Source organism: Acinetobacter sp. YH12041 (assembly GCF_013419975.1).
GTDB lineage: Bacteria > Pseudomonadota > Gammaproteobacteria > Pseudomonadales > Moraxellaceae > Acinetobacter.
Genome location: NZ_VOZC01000026.1, coordinates 13223 through 30628, shown reverse-complemented (window position 1 = coordinate 30628; position 17406 = coordinate 13223). Strand labels below are relative to the sequence as shown.

Genomic DNA, 17406 nt, shown 5'->3' with positions numbered 1-17406 from the left:
CTCATGAAATACGGTATTCTGATGGGACAAAACCTGAATCCTGGTCGTTAAAGTGTTTGTTTGCACTCATATTTTAACTGTTAGGACTCAGGTTTTTTTATTTAAAGCAAACTATGGGACAGCAGTGCGCTCAGGCGTCCTTTTTTATAGCTTAAATTCGGAAAAGATGTATAAGTTAATTATTAGATAAAAATAATGAGAAAATTATTCTTTTAATGATATTGGCTTTTTAAGAAGGATTTATACCCCTCACGCAGAGAAATATAAATCCTGTCATATTATTGAGCTTCAGTTGCTTGAGCTTCTGATGCTGGAGCTTCGCTTGCAGGTGCTTCAGCAGCTTGAACTTCAGACGCAGCTGTTTCAGTTGCAGCAGGAGCTGTTTGTGCTACTTCTTCAGCAGCAAAAGTTTGTGATGCAGCAATTAACGCTACCCCGGCAAAAGTTAATTGAACTAATTTCATATAAATTTCCTTGTATTAAAAATAGTGTACTACTCAGTACACTTGGCAAAAATGTTGACATAAAATGTAGATATTGATGTTTTTTTGTGTGTACTTATGTTTACTAATGTAGTTTGATGTTATTTAAATAACTGAAATATAAGATTAATCATTAATCTCATAAAATTGAGCAAGTGGCAAAATATATAAGAAAATGGATTTATTAATGTGATTTATGTCACATATTTGCACATTTAAAGGATGAAATTTAATTTAAATACTAAAAGAAAAACCCCAGCATCCTGCCGGGGTTTTTCGTATGGGTTCGCTCGGTATAACTCCTGTCGTACCTTACTGTCCTTGTGCTGATCTATTGTTATTCTTGTTTGGAACTTCCTGTTCCTGATGAATTCATCATAGGAAACTTCCAGTATTCTGGATAGCAGCAAAAGGCCGAGATTGATGTGAGCCAAAGCGTACAAAGAGTCTGGTTTTACCTTTGCCAGATAGAAAAAATACTTTGTCTTTTAAGACCTCATCCTCAGGATATGAAAATCTTGAATTAATGATCTCTCTATTTATTTAACTAATAAAATATTATGAATAATCTGGAATATTAAAAGAATTGTTACAAAAACTGGTTCCTATTAAATTTTTAGCAATCATGAGATTATTAAGAAATTGATATATAAAATTAATTTTTAGGCTGACAATCTTACTAAATAGGCAGGATTTAGAAGGTTATTTAATCTGTCAATTCCTCAAAACTTGCAGAACTTTTTCTAATTTGTAATCCTTGCGACCAAGGGTGTCTAGCTGAGCTAAGGCAGGTATTTGTTGTAGTCGGGCCGCTACAACTGATAACAGGTGCCTATATGTTTAATTTAAAGATTTTTAATAAGATCTCTACTGAAGTCTTGACCTTAAAAAATGATCTGGAGCTGAATTCCGAGATTCAACTTATCACTAAATATAAAACATCTATTTGTGAAGATTATAAAAAAGCGATTATTTTGATCTTTAAAGAACGTGGATATACCAGCTTGGAAGTTGGTCAACTACTTGATGCTTGATCCTTAAACATTCTTAAATTTAAAAAAGTATTATGGATTTATACTTTTATTTACCCAAGCAATACATCGTGCTTCATCGAAAATAATGCCATGCGCTAAAGGCATATGCTTCAGTACACGATGATGGGTATTTAGTTCAATAATATCAGTGGTACTTATATTGCTGAGGCGGTCAAACTGGATTTTCAATATATTTCCCTTAAATACAAATGTTCTAAATATGAAAAATCAAGATCATACTTATTATGGAAAAATATTTATTATTTTATTAAATTCAATTACTTATAATTAGAAACTAATTCTTATTAACTAGATTTTTCTTTAAATGAGTTTATCTCTGACTAAGCATTTAATCATTATTCCTCTAATGGAATTATTTTTCTTTTTACTCAGCCATAAACTATTGTTTATATGGACTGCATATCAAAAACCCTCATGACCCTCTTTAATTCTTTTCATTGATTTTTATGCGATCAATCTTAGTGTTATGAGCGAGTTTTGCTATAGTAAGAGCAATTTCGAATCAACATCAGGACTATGTTATGTCAGCGACACCACGCATTGGGATTTTAGGCGCAGGCGGCCGTATGGGACGCATCCTTATTCAGGCGGTGAAAGAAGCCGGTTACCAATTGGCAGCAGCTGTTGAGCGCCCTGAAAGCTCACTCATTGGTGCAGATGCCGGTGAACTGGCTGGCGTAGGGAACTTGGGTGTAAAGGTTGTCGGCCATCTTGAAGAAGTGGTCAAAGACTGTGACGTGGTGATCGACTTTACAGCACCTGCTGCGACGGTGAATCATCTTAAAATCTGCCGTGAAAATGGCGTTGCGATCGTGATTGGTACTACTGGTATGAATGACGAACAAAAGGCTTATCTGGATGAATCTGCAAAAGAAACGCCAGTGGTCTATGCAGCGAACTATTCAGTTGGTGTGAACGTTTCGATCAAACTGTTAGAACTTGCCTCTAAAGTCTTTGGTGATACGGTCGATATTGAAGTGATCGAAGCGCATCACCGTCATAAGGTAGATGCGCCATCAGGTACAGCTCTTATGATGGGTGAGGCGATTGCTGGAGCACTGGGTCGTGATCTGAAAAAAGATGCGGTATATCATCGTGAAGGGCATACGGGTCCTCGTGAACGTAAAAGCATTGGTTTTCAGACCATTCGTGGCGGTGATATCGTCGGTGAACATACTGCAATGTTTATTGGCGAAGGCGAGCGTGTTGAAATTACGCATAAAGCCACCAATCGTATGAACTTTGCAGCGGGTGCCGTACGTGCCGCAGCTTGGGTCGTTGGTCGTGATGCGCGTAAATATGACATGAAGGATGTACTTGGTTTTAACGATATTCAAGTATAAATTTTCGTCAAAATCCTATATAAAAATAACTTAAAACTAAAATAAGATGACAATGGAATGAAGAAATTAATATTAATGGCGTGTGCTGTAGCCTTTGCCGCTACAGCACAGTCGACCTCTGTGCAGAATGCCAAGCTCAGCATTAATAAAAATAATATTAAAGTCTGGACCTATCAGGATGAGCGGAATCCCGTTTTTCTCTATAAAGCCGAAACCACCTACAATGTCCCGATTGAGAATGCCGTCTCTTTAATTCTGGATGTTGATCATGCAGTGAAATGGGTGCCTTATATGGGCAGTATCAAGGTGCTGTCGCGTGATGATAAAAAAGGTGATTTTATCCTGTATATGGTGCTGGATTTTCCATTTCCTTTAAAAGATCGTGATCTGATTGTGCAGGGTAAAATGATCAAGGATGCAAATGGCCAGATCACCATCAAGAATAAAGCGATTCAGACCGGTTATGCCCTAAATCCGAATTATGTACGTTTGACTGATTATCAGGGAGACTGGACTTTCCAGAAACTGGCGAATAACAAGGTCAAGGTATCTACTTATGGTTATGCCAATCCTGAAGGTTCGATTCCTTTGACCTTTGTGAATATGTTTGTGCAGCAGCAGCCTTATCAGATGCTGCAAAAGATGAAAACCGAACTGGCTAAACCTGTGGCAACGCCTGTGTTACCTGAAGCTTTACGCTAAATAGCCAATAAAGAGTCCGCATCAGGCGGACTTTTTGATGAAGGAAATTTTAAGAGCATTGCTGCGCAGGAATATCTTGCTGTGGAGCCAGTTTCATTTGAGTCACGACCAGAAGCAAAGCAACAGCACTGAGCCCAGCACCGGTAAATGAAACCGCACTATAGCTAAGTCCCAGATTTAGCACACTGGCTCCCGCAATCGCACCCAAAGCATTCCCGAGGTTAAAGGCACCAATATTTACCGAAGAAGCCAGTCCAGGCGCATCATAAGCCACGGACATGACTCGCATCTGTAAAGGTGGAACTACGGCAAAGGCAGCAGCACCCCAGATGATTAATGCCAGACCTGCGCCAAGAGCTGTGCTTGCCAGAATCGGGAAGAGCAGCATCATCAGCATGAGCAAGATTAAAAAGCCGATCAGGGTTTTATCTAAGGATAGGTCTGCAAACTTGCCACCCAGATGATTACCAATCGAGAAACCTACTCCAATTAGTACCAGCATCAAAGTAATCAATGCAGGGGAAGCCTGAGTAAAGCTTTGCAGACTTGGCGCAATATAAGTATAGAGAGCAAACATGGCACCCGCGCTCATCACGGTGGTCAATAAAGCTAACACCACTGGTAAACGGGTCAGGACTTGCAGCTCCTGCCTTACATCCGGTTTTTGGCTGCTTTGACCTTCAGGCAAGGCTTTCCATAGGGAGAACATGGTCAGCAAACCAAGCAGGGAAATACCCAGAAAAGCCGTACGCCAGCCGATATGTTGTCCTATCCAGGTTGCCAGTGGTACCCCGCCAATATTGGCAATGGTCAGGCCCATAAACATCATGGCTACGGCGCTGGCCTGTTTATCTTTCGGAACGACACTGGCCGCGACAACCGAACCAATTCCGAAGAAAGCACCATGGTTCAGGCTGGTGATGATGCGTGCTCCCATCAGCCCCAGATAATTAGGCGCTAATGTCGCCAGAATATTGCCAGTCGTAAAAATCGCCATCAGTAAAATGAGAGATTTACGTTTGGAATAACGGCTTAACCACAGGGTCATTAGCGGTGCACCTAGCATTACCCCTAAGGCATAGGCACTGATCAGCATCCCGGCACGAGGAATCGAAATCTCCAGATCACGGGCGATTTCCGGCAAAAAACCCATTGGAGAAAATTCAGTGGTACCAATTGCAAAGGCACCAACTGCCAGTGCAAGCAAAGGAAAATTAATTTTCATGGTTTCTGTTTAATCCCAGATAGGCGCAAGCTGGTCCGGATCAACCTCACGGCCATTGCGCTCCAAGGTGCTGATCAAAGCCATTTCTTCCTGGGTCAGCTGTATCTCCTGCGCTGCCAGATTGGCAAGCAGATGTTCACGTTTGGTTGAAGATGGAATCACCGCAAAGCCTTTTTGTAAGGCCCAAGCCAGTGCAATTTGTGCAGTCGAAGCCTGATGTTGGGCAGCAATTCCTTGCAGGACAGGATCATTTAGCACTTTGCCATAGGCCAGTGTCATATAAGAGGTGACATCAATCTTCTGAGATTGTAGGAAATTGACCAGACGCTGATTTTGTAAATAAGGACTGAGTTCAATCTGGTTAGTGGCGATATGCTCCAGACCAATCGTATCAATGGCTTGTTGGGTCAGCTCAATATTGAAATTGGACACACCGATATGCTCTGTCAGACCTTGCTGTTTGGCTTCTAATAAAGTCTGCATCAGCTCAGGAATTTGAACGCCTAAACGAGGTGCAGGCCAGTGAATGAGCGTTAGATTGACTGCATCGGTACGTAGTTTATGCAGGCTTTCTTTGAGGCTTGGAATTAATTTGTCTGGTGCGTAATGATCTGTCCAGATTTTGGTGGTAATGAATAGCTCGTTACGATTAACTTGGCTTTCTGCAATAGCCTGACCCACTTCCGCTTCATTGGCATAAATCTGTGCCGTATCTACGGCGCGATAACCGACTTCCAGGGCTGTTTTGACTGAATCAATGACGGTCTGTCCAGACAGGCGAAAGGTACCAACACCAAATTGAGGAACAATATTCATAGCTTTAATCTTTAAGTATTTTCGATGTTGAGTATTTTGTGCTTTTTATTGTTGCGAAAAAATAGCTGAATTTGCAAAATATTATTGACCGAAAATCAATAAAAGAGTGACAAATGAAATCGACGATTGAAGAATTACAGGCTTTTGTCACTATTGTGGATAGTGGTTCTATTGTCATGGCGGCAGAGCGTTTGGGACAAACCACTTCGGGTGTCAGTCGGGCATTGCAACGTCTGGAAAATAAGTTAAATGTTACTCTTTTAGAAAGAACCACACGTAAGCTGAAACTGGCTCAAGAAGGCCAGCTATTTCTAGAAAAGGCGCGCAAAATTCTCAATGATCTGGCAGAAGCTGAAGATGCCTTACTGAAATCAGATAGTGATACTTCAGGATTGATTCGGGTCGATTCAGCGACACCTTTTGTACTGCATGTAATCGTGCCGCTAATTCAGGAATTTATGCAGCGTTATCCCCACATCGAAATTGAACTAAATAATCATGATCAGGTGATTGATCTGCTGGAACATAAAACCGATGTCGCGATCCGCTTTGGAGAACTGCATGATTCCAGCCTGCATGCCAGATTATTATGCCGCAGCCGTTTGTATATTGTGGCCAGTCCTGAATATTTACAGCAGAAAGGCAGACCGCAATCAGTGGCAGATTTATCGGAGCACACTTTGCTGGGATTTAGTCAGCCTACACATTTGAACACCTGGCCGATTCGGCTGGATGGCGAACCTATCACTGTAAAGCCAAAGATTCGAGCACCCAATGGGGAAACTGTCCGTCAATTAGCTTTATACGGGGTAGGTATTACCTGTCTGTCACGCTTTCTGGTCGAGGACGATTTGCAGGCGGGTCGTTTACAGGCGTTATTTGAAGATCAGATTGAGCTACATTATCAAAAAATTCATGCAGTCTATTACCGTCAGGAGCATCTGCCTAAACGGGTACATCTATTTATTGAATTTCTGGCTCAGAAGCTGGCTAAATATTTATAAACCAATTATTTATAAATACAGCCATAAAAAAATCTGCCCTAACATGAGGCTAGGGCAGATCTAGATTTACTGATGATTGGTACAAATTAGAAATCGGCTTTCAGTACGATCCGGTAACGGGCTTTGCCTGAGTGCAGACGTTCAATCGCAGCATTAATTTCCGACATTGGGAATAACTCAATTTGTGGCGCAATATTTTTACGTGCCGCAAATTTTAATAATTGACGTAAAGCTGCTGGTGAACCTGTCGGCGAGCCAGTCACTGATTTAGCACCGCCAATCAGTGAACCTGCAGAAATTTGCATGGGTTCCAGTGGTAAGCCCAGCATATGTACAGTACCATTTGGTGCCAGTGTTGATAAATAAGCCTGCCAGTCTAGTGTGACATTTACAGTACTCATTAATAGATCAAATTTACCACGGAGCGGTTTAAGCGCTGCTGGGTCACGACTATTCACTACATGGTCTGCACCCATAGCTTTCAGCTCATCGGTTTTATCCAGATTTGAAGTAAAGGCGGTAATTTCACAACCCCATGCTTTCAGCAGCTTGATCGCCATATGTCCCAAACCGCCAATACCAATGACACCGACGTGGTGAATAGCCTGAATCTGATGTTTCAGAATCGGATCAAATACAGTAATCCCGCCACAGAGCAGGGGACCTGCACTTTCTGGGTCCAGATCTTCGGGTAAGGGAATTGCCCATTGCCAGCCAGCACGGACTTTATCTGCAAAACCGCCTGCATGACCGACGATGGTTGCAACCTGACCACCGGTACACAGCACTTGCTGGCCTGAAATACAAGGATCGCAATGTTGGCAGCTTTCCGCAGTCCAGCCAATACCGACACGTTGACCTACTTTTAGACCTTTGGCTTCAGAACCCAGTTGTGTAATGGTTCCAATGACTTCATGTCCGGCCACCACAGGATATACTGAAGATCCCCAGTCATTATTGAGTACTGAAATATCAGAATGGCATAGGCCGCAGTATTCAACTTTCACTTCGACCTGATGCGGCTGAAGTTCACCTGCATCAAATTGATAAGGTTCCAGAGCAGCACCGGCAGACATTGCGGCATAGGCTTGAATAGTATTAGTGGACATAGATTCAGCTCTTATTTGAATGGGAGGATATTGTTTTAAAGTGACAGTGATTTTCATGGTCATCGACCATGCCAACTGCCTGCATAAAGGCATAACAGATCGTAGGACCGACAAACTTAAAGCCTGCTTTTTTTAAGGCTTTGGACATGTTCTGGCTTTCAATGGTTTGTGCTGGAGCCTGACGATAATCTGCAACATCATTATTTAACCGGGGCTGATGGGCAAAGGACCACAACCATGTGACCACATCAATTTCTTGAGATTTAAGCTGTTGCCAGGTCCGGGCATTATCACGAATCGCAGTTAGTTTACCGATATGCCGAATTAGACTAGCATCTTGCAGTTTTGCGGTGAGTTGCTCATCTGTAAAAGAAGCAATCGTTTCAATCGAATATTGAAAGAAATGTTTGCGATAAGATTCACGTTTTCTGAGTACGGTAATCCAGGCTAAACCGGCCTGTTGGCCTTCCAGACACAGCATTTCAAATAGGCGTTTTTCATCATGCAGCGCCTGTCCCCATTCCTGATCATGGTAAGCAGTATACAGAGAATCATCAGAGCACCAGCCACAGCGTTGGATCGTCAAGGGATGCTCCTTTTTTGATTATCTTATAATTTAAATGTCGTCCACTGATCTTGCTGATTGTCCCAGTAGGAGAGTTCTGCCTGCTGCAGATCACTGAACTGGATCCACATATCCTTACCACTTTTATCAGCATAACCAGTACTGATCAGAAGCGCCTCTTCGGTAATTTCCATGATCCAGCCCTGATAGGTCTGGCCATTGAGCACGATTTTCTGTTGATTGCCTGATTCAGCAAATTCGACCAGACGGTTGATCAACGCTTCTGACATGTAAACTTCCTAAAATTAACGTAAATATGGATAAGGGTTAACAACACCACGGCCCTTACCATTTAAATAGAGACCATAATGCAGATGTGGCGCAGTATGCCGGGCATTGCCAGTATTACCGACATAACCAATGACATCGCCCTTTTTGACATAGTCACCAACTTTCAGGCCACGCTTATGACCATCCAGATGTGCATAATAATGCCAGGCACCACCTGGACCCAGAATCCAGACTACTTTACCACCCAAATTGTTATTCCGTAAATCCGCGATCAGACCAGGCGTCGCACTACGAACCTTGGTTCCACGTGGAGCCAGAATATCAATGCCTTCATGCAAACGGCCGCTACTACGCGAAGCTCCCCAGGTATCTTTCAATTCACGAGCCTGGACCCGATCTACCGGAATCGGCAGAGAAGAGGGCATACGCATATGATTCAGTTTTTTGACCAGTGCCGGATTAAGCTGAACCGCAGAAGGATGTTTCGGTGCGCTACTACACGCCACCAGAAATAACATCACCAAAGAAAGCCCGACAAACGCAAGAGAATGGCGCAAAATATTTATCCTTAAATGAGGCCAGTATGATTCTTCTTGTCCCAGACTATGTCATAAATTTACGGTAGAAATCAATTTTTTCATGGCGGTTGGAATACCTGCATTGACTGCAGTTTCCGGGTTCATCCAGAAGCCTTGTAACTCAATCGCCAGATGTTCCTGCTGATCTGCATCGACTGCAAAAACCATGGCTTCAAGCTGCCAGGTAAAATGGGTGAAACTGTGGCTGATCTGGATCTTTTGTACGAGATTTTTCAGACCCAGTTGCTGGCACAGTTGTTCAAATGTATGAGTGTCTTCAATAATTGGCAGACACCAAAGCCCGCCCCAAAGACCACTATTAGGACGTTGCTGCCATAGCCATTCATCACCTGACTGGATCAACAGCACTTGAGCTGCTTTGACCGGTACCGGCTTTTTGGCTTTTTTAAAGGGCAATTCATTTTCCAGACCCTGTTGATGTGCCTTGCAATGTTGCTGCATTGGACAATACAGGCATAAAGGCTTTTTCGGAGTACAGACGGTCGCACCGAGATCCATAATCGCCTGGGTATAGTCATGATTCCGTTCAACCGGGCAAAGCTGTTCAGCAAGCTCCCACAAGGCACGTTCATGAACCGGTTTAGACAGATCATCTTCGATCGCAAAAAATCGTGCCAGCACCCGTTTGACATTACCATCCATGATCACGCCGTACTGACGTAAACCCAAAGACATTAAGGCTCCCGCGGTTGAGCGGCCAATGCCGGGCAGGGCGATCCATTCTTCTAGGCTCGTCGGGAAATGCCCCTGCCTTGCTACAATACCGGCTGCCTTATGCAAATTGCGGGCACGAGCATAATAGCCCAGCCCAGCCCAATAGGGTGCGACTTCATCCCAAGAAGCTGTACCTAAGTCCTGTACTGTCGGAAAACGTTGAATAAACCGCTCAAAATATTGCAGCACGGTTTTGACCTGAGTCTGCTGTAGCATGATTTCAGAGACCCAGACCTTATAGGGATCATCAGCCACTTGCCACGGCAAATCATGACGGCCATGCACATCAAACCATTCTAAAAGGGCATCTGAAAATACAAACATGAAGATAGAACAAACTGGAAAACGAGGCCTAGTATAACTGAAGAGACCCAGCTAAAAGATGAAAAGTCTGCTAAAACAGCAAGACTGAAAAAGAGTAAAAATGAATAAATGGAAGGGACAAGTGAACACTTCGAAAAGCATTCACTCGGGAAAAAAATTTAAATTCTTATTCTTCAATGCCCCAGCGTGCATCCAGCTTTAATACCTTGCCTTCATAACGTGGGATAATATGAATGTGTAAATGTTCTGATTTTTCCTGAAATACTTCGCCATCATTAAACCCGACATGAAAACCGGAAGGCTGATAGCGTAATTGCAATTCATTACGAGCCTGTTCAAGTAAGGACATCATGCTCTTACGTTCTTTATCTGTGATTTCAAAAAATGACGCCACATGACGTAATGGAGTAACTACATAATGTCCTTTGGACAGGGAGTTGGGTTCAGGTAACACGACAGCAAAATCATTTTTAGCCAGAATATCGTATTCGTCAAAATTACAGTACGGGCAGTTATTTTCAGTCATGATATTGGCTCCTTTCATTGAATTTATTTTTTTCATGTATGACCCAGCTCGATCATGAGCCGGATCAATTTATCTGTTATTAGGCGAGTTGTCGTGCTAGTAATTCATACATGGCAGCCAAACTTTGTTTCTCTGCTTCAGCATTGTAGCCCAGATCGACACCATTGGCCTTGGCGCGCTCATCCGCCAGCGGGTTACTGAATCCATGCTTGGCATTTTCAAATACAATCACATTATGCTCGACCTTAGCCGCCTGCATTTCTTCTTTAAAGCTGGCGACATCATCCAGGCTCACCATACTGTCCTTTTCGCCATGTAGGACCAGAATTTCTGCCTGTACCTGGCCTTCCTGTGCAGGTGCTTTAGGAGACAGGTTGGCATGGAAAGTAGCCACAGCTTTTAACGGTGCATTTGAGCGAGCCAGATCCAGAGCCACTTTACCACCGTAGCAGAAACCAATCGCAGCCAGTTTTTCCGGATTGACTTCATCCTGTGCCGCCAAAGTATCTAAAGCAGCTTTCGCACGGTTCACGATAGTGTCCGGATCTTCAAACGTCTGCATCATCCATTGATAGGCCTGATCAGAGTTGGTGGTTACTTTCTTGTCACCATACATATCAATTGCCAGCGCGGCATACCCATGTTCCGCCAGTTCACGGGCACGCTGTTCAGTATAGTCATTGCGGCCCCACCATTCGGGTGCCACGATAACACCGGCTACAGGTGCATCAGTTTCCGGTGCGGCAAAATAACCAATCAAAGTGCTGCCATCCTGCGCAGTATATTGAATTTCGCGGGTCTTGATTGCTGCCATGCTGAAGTCCTCTATTGTTGTTGAATATTTTGATTAAACTATAAAATAGCAAAACTGCTATGAATATACATGAAAAGCTCCAACTAATTCGTTTCTCATCAGTACAAAAAAAGAGAGGCAAATAATTTGCCTCTCTTTTTAACTTTTACAATTAAAGGAATTTTTATTTAATAATTTCCAGTAATTCGATATCAAAAATCAGGGTACTATTTGGTTCAATGATATCTCCCGAACCAATCTGTCCATAGGCCAGATCAGCGGGGATAAAGAAGCGGTATTTAGCACCGACTTTCATCAGCTGTAAGCCTTCTGTCCAGCCAGTAATCACTTGGGTGGTACGGAAATCGACTGGCTGCTGGCGGGCAATCGAACTGTCAAAAACGGTACCATCAATCAGGCGACCTTCATAATGCACACGGACATTACTGTTAGCACTTGGTGATTTCCCTTTACCTTCTTTCAGTACCAGGTATTGCAGACCAGATTTGGTAGTTTTAACGCCTGGCTTTTTCGCATTTTCCTGCAAGAATGCTTTGCCAGCTTTGGCATTTTCTTCAGCTTTCTGTTTCAGCACAATCAGTTCTTTGGCATCACTTTGACGTTTATACTGAGTCAGCACTTGGGTCATTTCTTCATCGCTTAAACTGGATTGTTGTCCAGCAGCGGCTGTCTTTAGGCCCTGGCTAAATGCATCTAAATCAAGATCCTTTAAAGTGTCAGCATTACTACGACCCATCAGATAACCAAAGCTGTAGCCAATCTTCTCAGCTTCACTACTTGTATTATTGATCTCTTTAGCAAAAAGGCTGCCTGAACTGAGCAGCAAAACCATTAAACTGATTTGTATTTTCATTATCAATTCTCAAAAATAAAGGAGAGCTGGTCGCTCTCCCTATTTGTATTATTTTACTTCGATTAATTCCACATCAAAAATCAAAGTGCTATGCGGAGGAATCGTACCAGGGACACCCTGTTCACCATAACCCAGATTTGACGGAATATATAGAGTTGCCTTACCGCCTTCTTTCATCAGCTGCAGACCTTCAGTCCAGCCTGGAATGACTTGATTTAATGGAAACTCGATCGGTTCACCGCGTTCTACTGAACTGTCAAATACAGTGCCATCTACCAGTTTACCAGTGTAATGTACTTTCACAATTGAAGAGGCTTTTGGCTGTTTACCTGTACCTTCTTTCGTGACTTGGTACTGTAAGCCGGAAGCAGTTGTTTTAATACCTGCTTTTTTCGCATTTTCAGTCAGGAAAGTATCACTTGAAGCTTGAGCCTGTTTTGCACTATCAAGCTGCTTTTGTTGCATTTCTTTCTGGAACTGCTCATAAGCTGCCTGTAATTCTTCTTCCGTATAGGCAGGTGCAGAACGCGCATGTCCTTCACGTACACCGGTCACAAAACTGTTAATGTCCAGCTCAGGAGGAGTCTGATGCGCCACTTCATAACCGAGTGCATAGCTGATTTTAGAGACAGCAGAGGCATCTTTAGATGCTTTTGTAGTTTGAGTAGCAGGGTTTTGAGTTGCATAGTAAACAGGTACTAGCGCGGCACCGCCTAAAAGAACAGCGACGGCAATCGGTAAGGCCTTACTCATGTATTTGTCCAATCTAATGTTATCGTTGAGGTTCAGTCCATCTTAGCAGAAAATTTTAAGAAATCTTGTAGAACGGGTGGTTTTTTAGCAAGTGAATACCTGCATTTGGTACGACTCAAAAAAGAAAAAACCAGCAATGATTGCTGGTTTTTTTTAGGAGCTATTAGATTAGCTGGTTTTGGCTTTCGGCTTATAACTATATGTATAATCATAGCTATAGCTGCCACCTGCTGAACGCTGGATATCGTTCAGGATCAGACCATTGACAGTACTGCCAGCCTGTTTAAAGCGGTTTACTGTAAGTGCCAGTTCCTTCATCTGGGTTTTTGCATAGCGTGCTACAACCAGATTAAGTCCGACGTATCGGGAAACAATGATCGCATCCGTAACAGCCAGTACCGGTGGAGTATCAATAATAATATGGTCATAGTGTGGAATCAGTTTTTGCAACAACTCCTGGAAGCGTTCTGAATTCAGAAGCTCAGCTGGATTAGTTGCATTTTCACCACAGCTAATGACATTTAAGTTCGGCACATTGGTGGTTTGTACCACTTTATCCAAAGACACGTGTTCATTCAGATATTCAGTTAATCCATACTGGTTATCCAGATTAAAATATTTGTGTATATGACCACGGCGCAGGTCTGCATCAATGATCAGTACACGCTTATTTTTCTCTGCCATGATGACGGCCAGATTGCTGGCAACAAAAGATTTTCCAACTTTTGGTGCTGGACCTGAAATCATCATGATATTGTTTTTGGCCTGAGTCAGAGCAAAGTGGCTCGCTGTACGAATGCTTCTTAAGCTTTCAACTGCCATATCATCACTGTGTTTCAATGCCAATAAGAAAGGCATTTTTTTCTTTTTCAGTAATTTCAGGCCAGGTTTCTGAACAGTCGAATGAGCGATATTGGCATAGACTGGCAGGTCTAACTGATATTCGATCTGACTGCTATCTTTCACACCAGAACGTAGCATGTTACGCAACAACGCCACCAGGATGCCCAGAAAAATACCGAAACAGAAGGTTAAAAATAAAATCAGAGGCTGTTTCTGTTGAATCTGGTCAACTGGTTCAAGTGCGGTATCAATAATATGAACATTACCGCTTTCACCTGCTTTAGCAACACGCAGTTGCTGATAAGAATTTACCAGATTAGTATACAGTTGCTGTTTCACTTCAACGTCACGAGACAGTTGTAAATACTGGCGTTGAATCTCTGGGATATTTTTAAGTGTTGAATTCAACTCACGAATCTTGCCATTCACTACGCGAAGTTGGGCGGTAATTTCACGCATGGCCGGATGGGCAGCTGCATACTTGGCACCTATTTCCGCCTGTCGCTGTTCAAGTAGGGCTCTTTGTGATTCTAAATTCACGCTCTGATTTAAATATAATTCTGATTCTCTGGTGATATCCACAGTATTATATTTTTGGCGGAAGCGATTGAAGGCAAACTCTGCATCATCAAGCTGTTTTCTTAAATCCGGCAATTGTTCATCCAGGAAAGCCAGTGTTCGTGCAGTGTCTGTTGAACGGCGTGTAATATTATGCTGGCTGTAAACTGCTAAAATCGTATTCAGGACTTTAGTAATGTGCTGTTTATCTTGACCCTGATAGCGAAGTTGTAGAACACCGCTCAGATCACCTTTTTCTGTAATTGTATAATTGGCGAGAATAGAATCGATCGCTGAAGGCAATGAGAGCTTTTTCACCTGATAGCTGTTATCGAGATTATCTTGAGTAAAGATAGCAATTTTCCAGTCGCCCTGTGCAGCTTTAGCCTCAACCGGCTGGTTTAGTGCGCCTTGAAAGACGATTTCTTCGGTCAGTGGATTGATCAGGCTAAAGCTCTGTTGTTGAAATTTCAGCAGCAAATTTTTATCCAGATAGGCTACAGGGACTTCAAACTGACGGATATCGAAGCTTTTTTGACCATCTTTAAAGCGTACAGTTTCGGTCTGATATTCAGTTTGAGAAGTTCTGCCTTGAATCAAACGGTTGATAAAAGAGTCTTCAGTGCTGGCAATATGCAGATCCAGATTTAAACGGTCAATTACGGATTCGAGAATCGTACGTGATTTTAAAACCTCAATCTCGGCATTGGATGAAGACATCTGACTCACAATGCTGGACAGACTGCCAAGTAAAGCAGCTGATGAGCCTCTACTTTCTTCGACCTGGACGATTGCATCAACCTTATAGTTAATTGCTGCGGTACGTAGGTAAAGCAGCACTACAATCAGGCTGAGCAAACCACATAGCAGGATGAGCTTCCATTGCGCGAGCAGGGAAAAGAACACCCCTTTTAGGTCAATCATATTATCGGTATTGTTATTTTTGTTCATAATTTTACTATCTAAAAGTTTAAAAGTGATTTTTCCAGTCGCTGATGCCATTTTGAATTAACTCAAAAAAAATGCATCAATGACTTGCTGCTCCCTGCGAGAAAGGATCCTCAATATTCTGTTTTTTATCCTCTCTTGGGATGTCGAGTCCGCTAAAGACCAGACATTCTGATTCTGATCAGAATAATGTTGTCTTTCATCTAATCTGTTTCATATCTGGTTTTCGGGCACCATGGAGTTACAGGTGAAGTCCATGGAGGAATTAAAAATAGTGTTTTTATTAGTACTAACAGTCATTATTTAGTTGATCCAGCCTTATAGATTTAATCTGAAAGTACGGATAGATCTTATAAATAAATGTTTATTCACTAATTGATGATTAACATGTCCAAAACAGATTGCTAAAAGATTTTTAATTTTCATACTTTCACCTATCGTATAGCTGAACCAGCGACATATGAAAATGGAAGAATCTGGCTCACTACGCGTTCCCAACGGGTCAGACCAGTAGCATCAACATAGACAATATCGTTACTATTCATCTTGAACTGTTTAGCCAGACCAAAATCTCCCAGATTTTTTAGACTTAAGTGATAGATTTCAGTCATCTTGTTGTCAGAATTGCCACGCAAGACATAAATTCGACTCGGATTGGCAGAATATGGATTAATACCTTCGCTTTCACCCAGTACATCAGCGAGCGTCATGCCCTGATCACGGATAGGTAATGGTTTATTGGTGCCGGCTTCACCCATGACATAGATTTTCTGGTTTTCCCGAGGACTGATATACAGGGTGTCATTGGGTTGAATCAGTAGCTTGTGTAAGGAATACCCAGCTTTTTCCAAAGCAATTGTGTTCAGATCATAGGTCACACCTTGGCGTACGAGCTGGATTGAAGTGGAATCACCTTGTTCATTAATCCCACCGGCTAGGCCCAGCGCCGTATACACACTTACCGGCTGATCAGTCAGATAAAATTGTCCAGCTGATTTTACATTCCCCACTACTGAATAACGCTGTCCCTGATAGGAAATTACTCTCACGACCACATCTGGATTATTCAAATAAGGAATTAACAGACGTCGTACTTCCTGATTCACTTGTGGAAGGGTTTTTCCGGCTGCTTTATAACGATTGATGAATGGAAACTGGATATAACCATTCCGGTCAATCTGATAACCATTGTTATTGTCACTTGCTGTAGGAACGGCACTAATTTCGGGATAAGCCCATAGCTGGAAAGATAAAATATCTCCTGGATTCAAGCGGTAATCCTGCACCTCAGTCTGAAATAGAGGAGCATAATGACTGAGATTATGCGTTTGCGCAGACTGTACTACAGGTAATGTATCCTGAGTCAGTTTCACCAGATTGACTGGAGTTCCCAGTTCAGTTTGATAGATTCCTTCTGTCGGTAAATCATACGTTTGAAAGCCGGATGTTGCTGCACATCCAACCAGAGATAGGCTTAAGGTAAAAGTACCTAAAAGGTGTCTATAGTTCACTTGAAACCCCTTTATTTTTATATGTTCAGAATTGGTATTTATTAATAATTATTAATTTTTTTGAATTCGGTTTATGTGATTAACGTCTAAAAAATATAATAGATCACATACCTTGTCTATAGCTATTCTTAAGTCAATTTAACAAGTTTGAGCTGAAATTTAACTGTAAGATTGACGAAAATGGACGTGAAACCGTGATTAAATAAGCTATAGAGATATAGTGAATTGCTTAAGATAGCATTAGAATATTAATTGTTTCCAATTGTTATTTTTTAAATAAGTACTATTCTTCAATGATAGAAGGAATTAAGCCCTGAAATTAATATAGAAAAGTATTTTCATATAATTTTTATCTAATCTAGAGGTTTTTT

19 protein-coding genes are annotated in these 17406 nt (G+C 42.1%); 4 read left to right on the top strand and 15 right to left on the bottom strand.

All coding sequences use genetic code 11. The features are described from left to right. Window positions 1–278: 278 nt before the first annotated feature. Window positions 279–464, bottom strand: coding sequence for a hypothetical protein (locus FTU00_RS13950; RefSeq protein WP_004780424.1), 186 nt, complete (start codon window positions 462–464; stop codon window positions 279–281). Between the two features lie 854 nt (window positions 465–1318). On the opposite strand from FTU00_RS13950, the gene FTU00_RS13945 reads away from it, so the two are divergent. Further along, a complete protein-coding gene (locus FTU00_RS13945; protein WP_104426834.1) occupies window positions 1319–1516 on the top strand; it encodes a hypothetical protein in 198 nt (65 codons plus the stop codon). 30 nt (window positions 1517–1546) lie between these two features. Here the strand turns inward: FTU00_RS13945 and FTU00_RS13940 are convergent, their stop codons facing one another. After that, a complete protein-coding gene (locus FTU00_RS13940; protein WP_257220872.1) occupies window positions 1547–1705 on the bottom strand; it encodes a hypothetical protein in 159 nt (52 codons plus the stop codon). Window positions 1706–2058: 353 nt separating this feature from the next. Here FTU00_RS13940 and dapB point away from each other — a divergent pair, with 353 nt between their 5' ends. Then, window positions 2059–2880 (top strand): 4-hydroxy-tetrahydrodipicolinate reductase, encoded by an 822-nt coding sequence (gene dapB / locus FTU00_RS13935; protein WP_180033589.1) that lies wholly within the window; start codon window positions 2059–2061, stop codon window positions 2878–2880. A 57-nt stretch (window positions 2881–2937) separates the two neighbouring features. After that, window positions 2938–3582: an START domain-containing protein gene (locus FTU00_RS13930; protein ID WP_034704880.1), complete on the top strand. Its 645-nt coding sequence runs from the start codon at window positions 2938–2940 to the stop codon at window positions 3580–3582. A 49-nt stretch (window positions 3583–3631) separates the two neighbouring features. On the opposite strand, the gene FTU00_RS13925 is transcribed toward FTU00_RS13930, so the two are convergent. Both FTU00_RS13925 and dkgB read right to left on the bottom strand, forming a co-directional pair. Next, window positions 3632–4807: an MFS transporter gene (locus FTU00_RS13925; protein ID WP_180179916.1), complete on the bottom strand. Its 1176-nt coding sequence runs from the start codon at window positions 4805–4807 to the stop codon at window positions 3632–3634. Window positions 4808–4816: 9 nt separating this feature from the next. Then, the gene (dkgB, locus tag FTU00_RS13920) at window positions 4817–5623 is read right to left on the bottom strand and encodes a 2,5-didehydrogluconate reductase DkgB (RefSeq protein ID WP_180179915.1); all 807 of its coding nucleotides are present in this window, start codon (window positions 5621–5623) and stop codon (window positions 4817–4819) included. Between the two features lie 113 nt (window positions 5624–5736). Here dkgB and FTU00_RS13915 point away from each other — a divergent pair, with 113 nt between their 5' ends. Further along, window positions 5737–6627, top strand: coding sequence for a LysR family transcriptional regulator (locus FTU00_RS13915; protein WP_180179914.1), 891 nt, complete (start codon window positions 5737–5739; stop codon window positions 6625–6627). An 86-nt stretch (window positions 6628–6713) separates the two neighbouring features. On the opposite strand, the gene FTU00_RS13910 is transcribed toward FTU00_RS13915, so the two are convergent. The 11 genes from FTU00_RS13910 to FTU00_RS13860 form a co-directional block, all read right to left on the bottom strand. After that, window positions 6714–7736 carry an NAD(P)-dependent alcohol dehydrogenase gene (locus FTU00_RS13910; RefSeq protein WP_166135373.1) on the bottom strand — a complete coding sequence of 341 codons (1023 nt, stop codon included), beginning with the start codon at window positions 7734–7736 and terminating at the stop codon, window positions 6714–6716. A gap of 4 nt (window positions 7737–7740) precedes the next feature. Further along, a complete protein-coding gene (locus FTU00_RS13905; protein WP_179992911.1) occupies window positions 7741–8322 on the bottom strand; it encodes a DNA-3-methyladenine glycosylase I in 582 nt (193 codons plus the stop codon). 23 nt (window positions 8323–8345) lie between these two features. After that, the gene (locus FTU00_RS13900) at window positions 8346–8591 is read right to left on the bottom strand and encodes a hypothetical protein (RefSeq protein WP_004780440.1); all 246 of its coding nucleotides are present in this window, start codon (window positions 8589–8591) and stop codon (window positions 8346–8348) included. Window positions 8592–8606: 15 nt separating this feature from the next. Continuing rightward, window positions 8607–9110 carry a M23 family metallopeptidase gene (locus FTU00_RS13895; RefSeq protein ID WP_171431287.1) on the bottom strand — a complete coding sequence of 168 codons (504 nt, stop codon included), beginning with the start codon at window positions 9108–9110 and terminating at the stop codon, window positions 8607–8609. A 90-nt stretch (window positions 9111–9200) separates the two neighbouring features. Continuing rightward, the gene (gene mutY, locus FTU00_RS13890; protein WP_125279707.1) at window positions 9201–10229 is read right to left on the bottom strand and encodes an A/G-specific adenine glycosylase; all 1029 of its coding nucleotides are present in this window, start codon (window positions 10227–10229) and stop codon (window positions 9201–9203) included. Between the two features lie 166 nt (window positions 10230–10395). Then, on the bottom strand, window positions 10396–10755 hold the full coding sequence (locus FTU00_RS13885) for an HIT family protein (protein ID WP_005233203.1): 360 nt from the start codon (window positions 10753–10755) through the stop codon (window positions 10396–10398). Window positions 10756–10834: 79 nt separating this feature from the next. Further along, window positions 10835–11569, bottom strand: a complete 735-nt coding sequence (locus FTU00_RS13880) for a dienelactone hydrolase family protein (RefSeq protein WP_159124503.1) — start codon at window positions 11567–11569, stop codon at window positions 10835–10837. 163 nt (window positions 11570–11732) lie between these two features. Further along, the gene (locus FTU00_RS13875; RefSeq protein WP_179992913.1) at window positions 11733–12422 is read right to left on the bottom strand and encodes an FKBP-type peptidyl-prolyl cis-trans isomerase; all 690 of its coding nucleotides are present in this window, start codon (window positions 12420–12422) and stop codon (window positions 11733–11735) included. 48 nt (window positions 12423–12470) lie between these two features. Further along, window positions 12471–13175, bottom strand: a complete 705-nt coding sequence (locus FTU00_RS13870) for an FKBP-type peptidyl-prolyl cis-trans isomerase (RefSeq protein ID WP_125279709.1) — start codon at window positions 13173–13175, stop codon at window positions 12471–12473. Window positions 13176–13343: 168 nt separating this feature from the next. Then, complete coding sequence (locus tag FTU00_RS13865; RefSeq protein ID WP_180179913.1) at window positions 13344–15527, bottom strand: polysaccharide biosynthesis tyrosine autokinase; 2184 nt, start codon at window positions 15525–15527, stop codon at window positions 13344–13346. A 431-nt stretch (window positions 15528–15958) separates the two neighbouring features. After that, window positions 15959–17035 (bottom strand): polysaccharide biosynthesis/export family protein, encoded by a 1077-nt coding sequence (locus FTU00_RS13860; RefSeq protein ID WP_034170758.1) that lies wholly within the window; start codon window positions 17033–17035, stop codon window positions 15959–15961. Window positions 17036–17406: the final 371 nt, after the last annotated feature.

Coding starts and splice junctions, on each gene's coding strand:
- FTU00_RS13950 (WP_004780424.1), bottom strand. CDS start 464: ATGAAATTAGTTCAATTAACTTTTGCCGGGGTAGCGTTAATTGCTGCA.
- FTU00_RS13945 (WP_104426834.1), top strand. CDS start 1,319: ATGTTTAATTTAAAGATTTTTAATAAGATCTCTACTGAAGTCTTGACC.
- dapB (WP_180033589.1), top strand. CDS start 2,059: ATGTCAGCGACACCACGCATTGGGATTTTAGGCGCAGGCGGCCGTATG.
- FTU00_RS13930 (WP_034704880.1), top strand. CDS start 2,938: ATGAAGAAATTAATATTAATGGCGTGTGCTGTAGCCTTTGCCGCTACA.
- FTU00_RS13925 (WP_180179916.1), bottom strand. CDS start 4,807: ATGAAAATTAATTTTCCTTTGCTTGCACTGGCAGTTGGTGCCTTTGCA.
- dkgB (WP_180179915.1), bottom strand. CDS start 5,623: ATGAATATTGTTCCTCAATTTGGTGTTGGTACCTTTCGCCTGTCTGGA.
- FTU00_RS13915 (WP_180179914.1), top strand. CDS start 5,737: ATGAAATCGACGATTGAAGAATTACAGGCTTTTGTCACTATTGTGGAT.
- FTU00_RS13910 (WP_166135373.1), bottom strand. CDS start 7,736: ATGTCCACTAATACTATTCAAGCCTATGCCGCAATGTCTGCCGGTGCT.
- FTU00_RS13900 (WP_004780440.1), bottom strand. CDS start 8,591: ATGTCAGAAGCGTTGATCAACCGTCTGGTCGAATTTGCTGAATCAGGC.
- FTU00_RS13895 (WP_171431287.1), bottom strand. CDS start 9,110: ATGTTATTTCTGGTGGCGTGTAGTAGCGCACCGAAACATCCTTCTGCG.
- mutY (WP_125279707.1), bottom strand. CDS start 10,229: ATGTTTGTATTTTCAGATGCCCTTTTAGAATGGTTTGATGTGCATGGC.
- FTU00_RS13885 (WP_005233203.1), bottom strand. CDS start 10,755: ATGACTGAAAATAACTGCCCGTACTGTAATTTTGACGAATACGATATT.
- FTU00_RS13880 (WP_159124503.1), bottom strand. CDS start 11,569: ATGGCAGCAATCAAGACCCGCGAAATTCAATATACTGCGCAGGATGGC.
- FTU00_RS13875 (WP_179992913.1), bottom strand. CDS start 12,422: ATGAAAATACAAATCAGTTTAATGGTTTTGCTGCTCAGTTCAGGCAGC.
- FTU00_RS13870 (WP_125279709.1), bottom strand. CDS start 13,175: ATGAGTAAGGCCTTACCGATTGCCGTCGCTGTTCTTTTAGGCGGTGCC.
- FTU00_RS13865 (WP_180179913.1), bottom strand. CDS start 15,527: ATGAACAAAAATAACAATACCGATAATATGATTGACCTAAAAGGGGTG.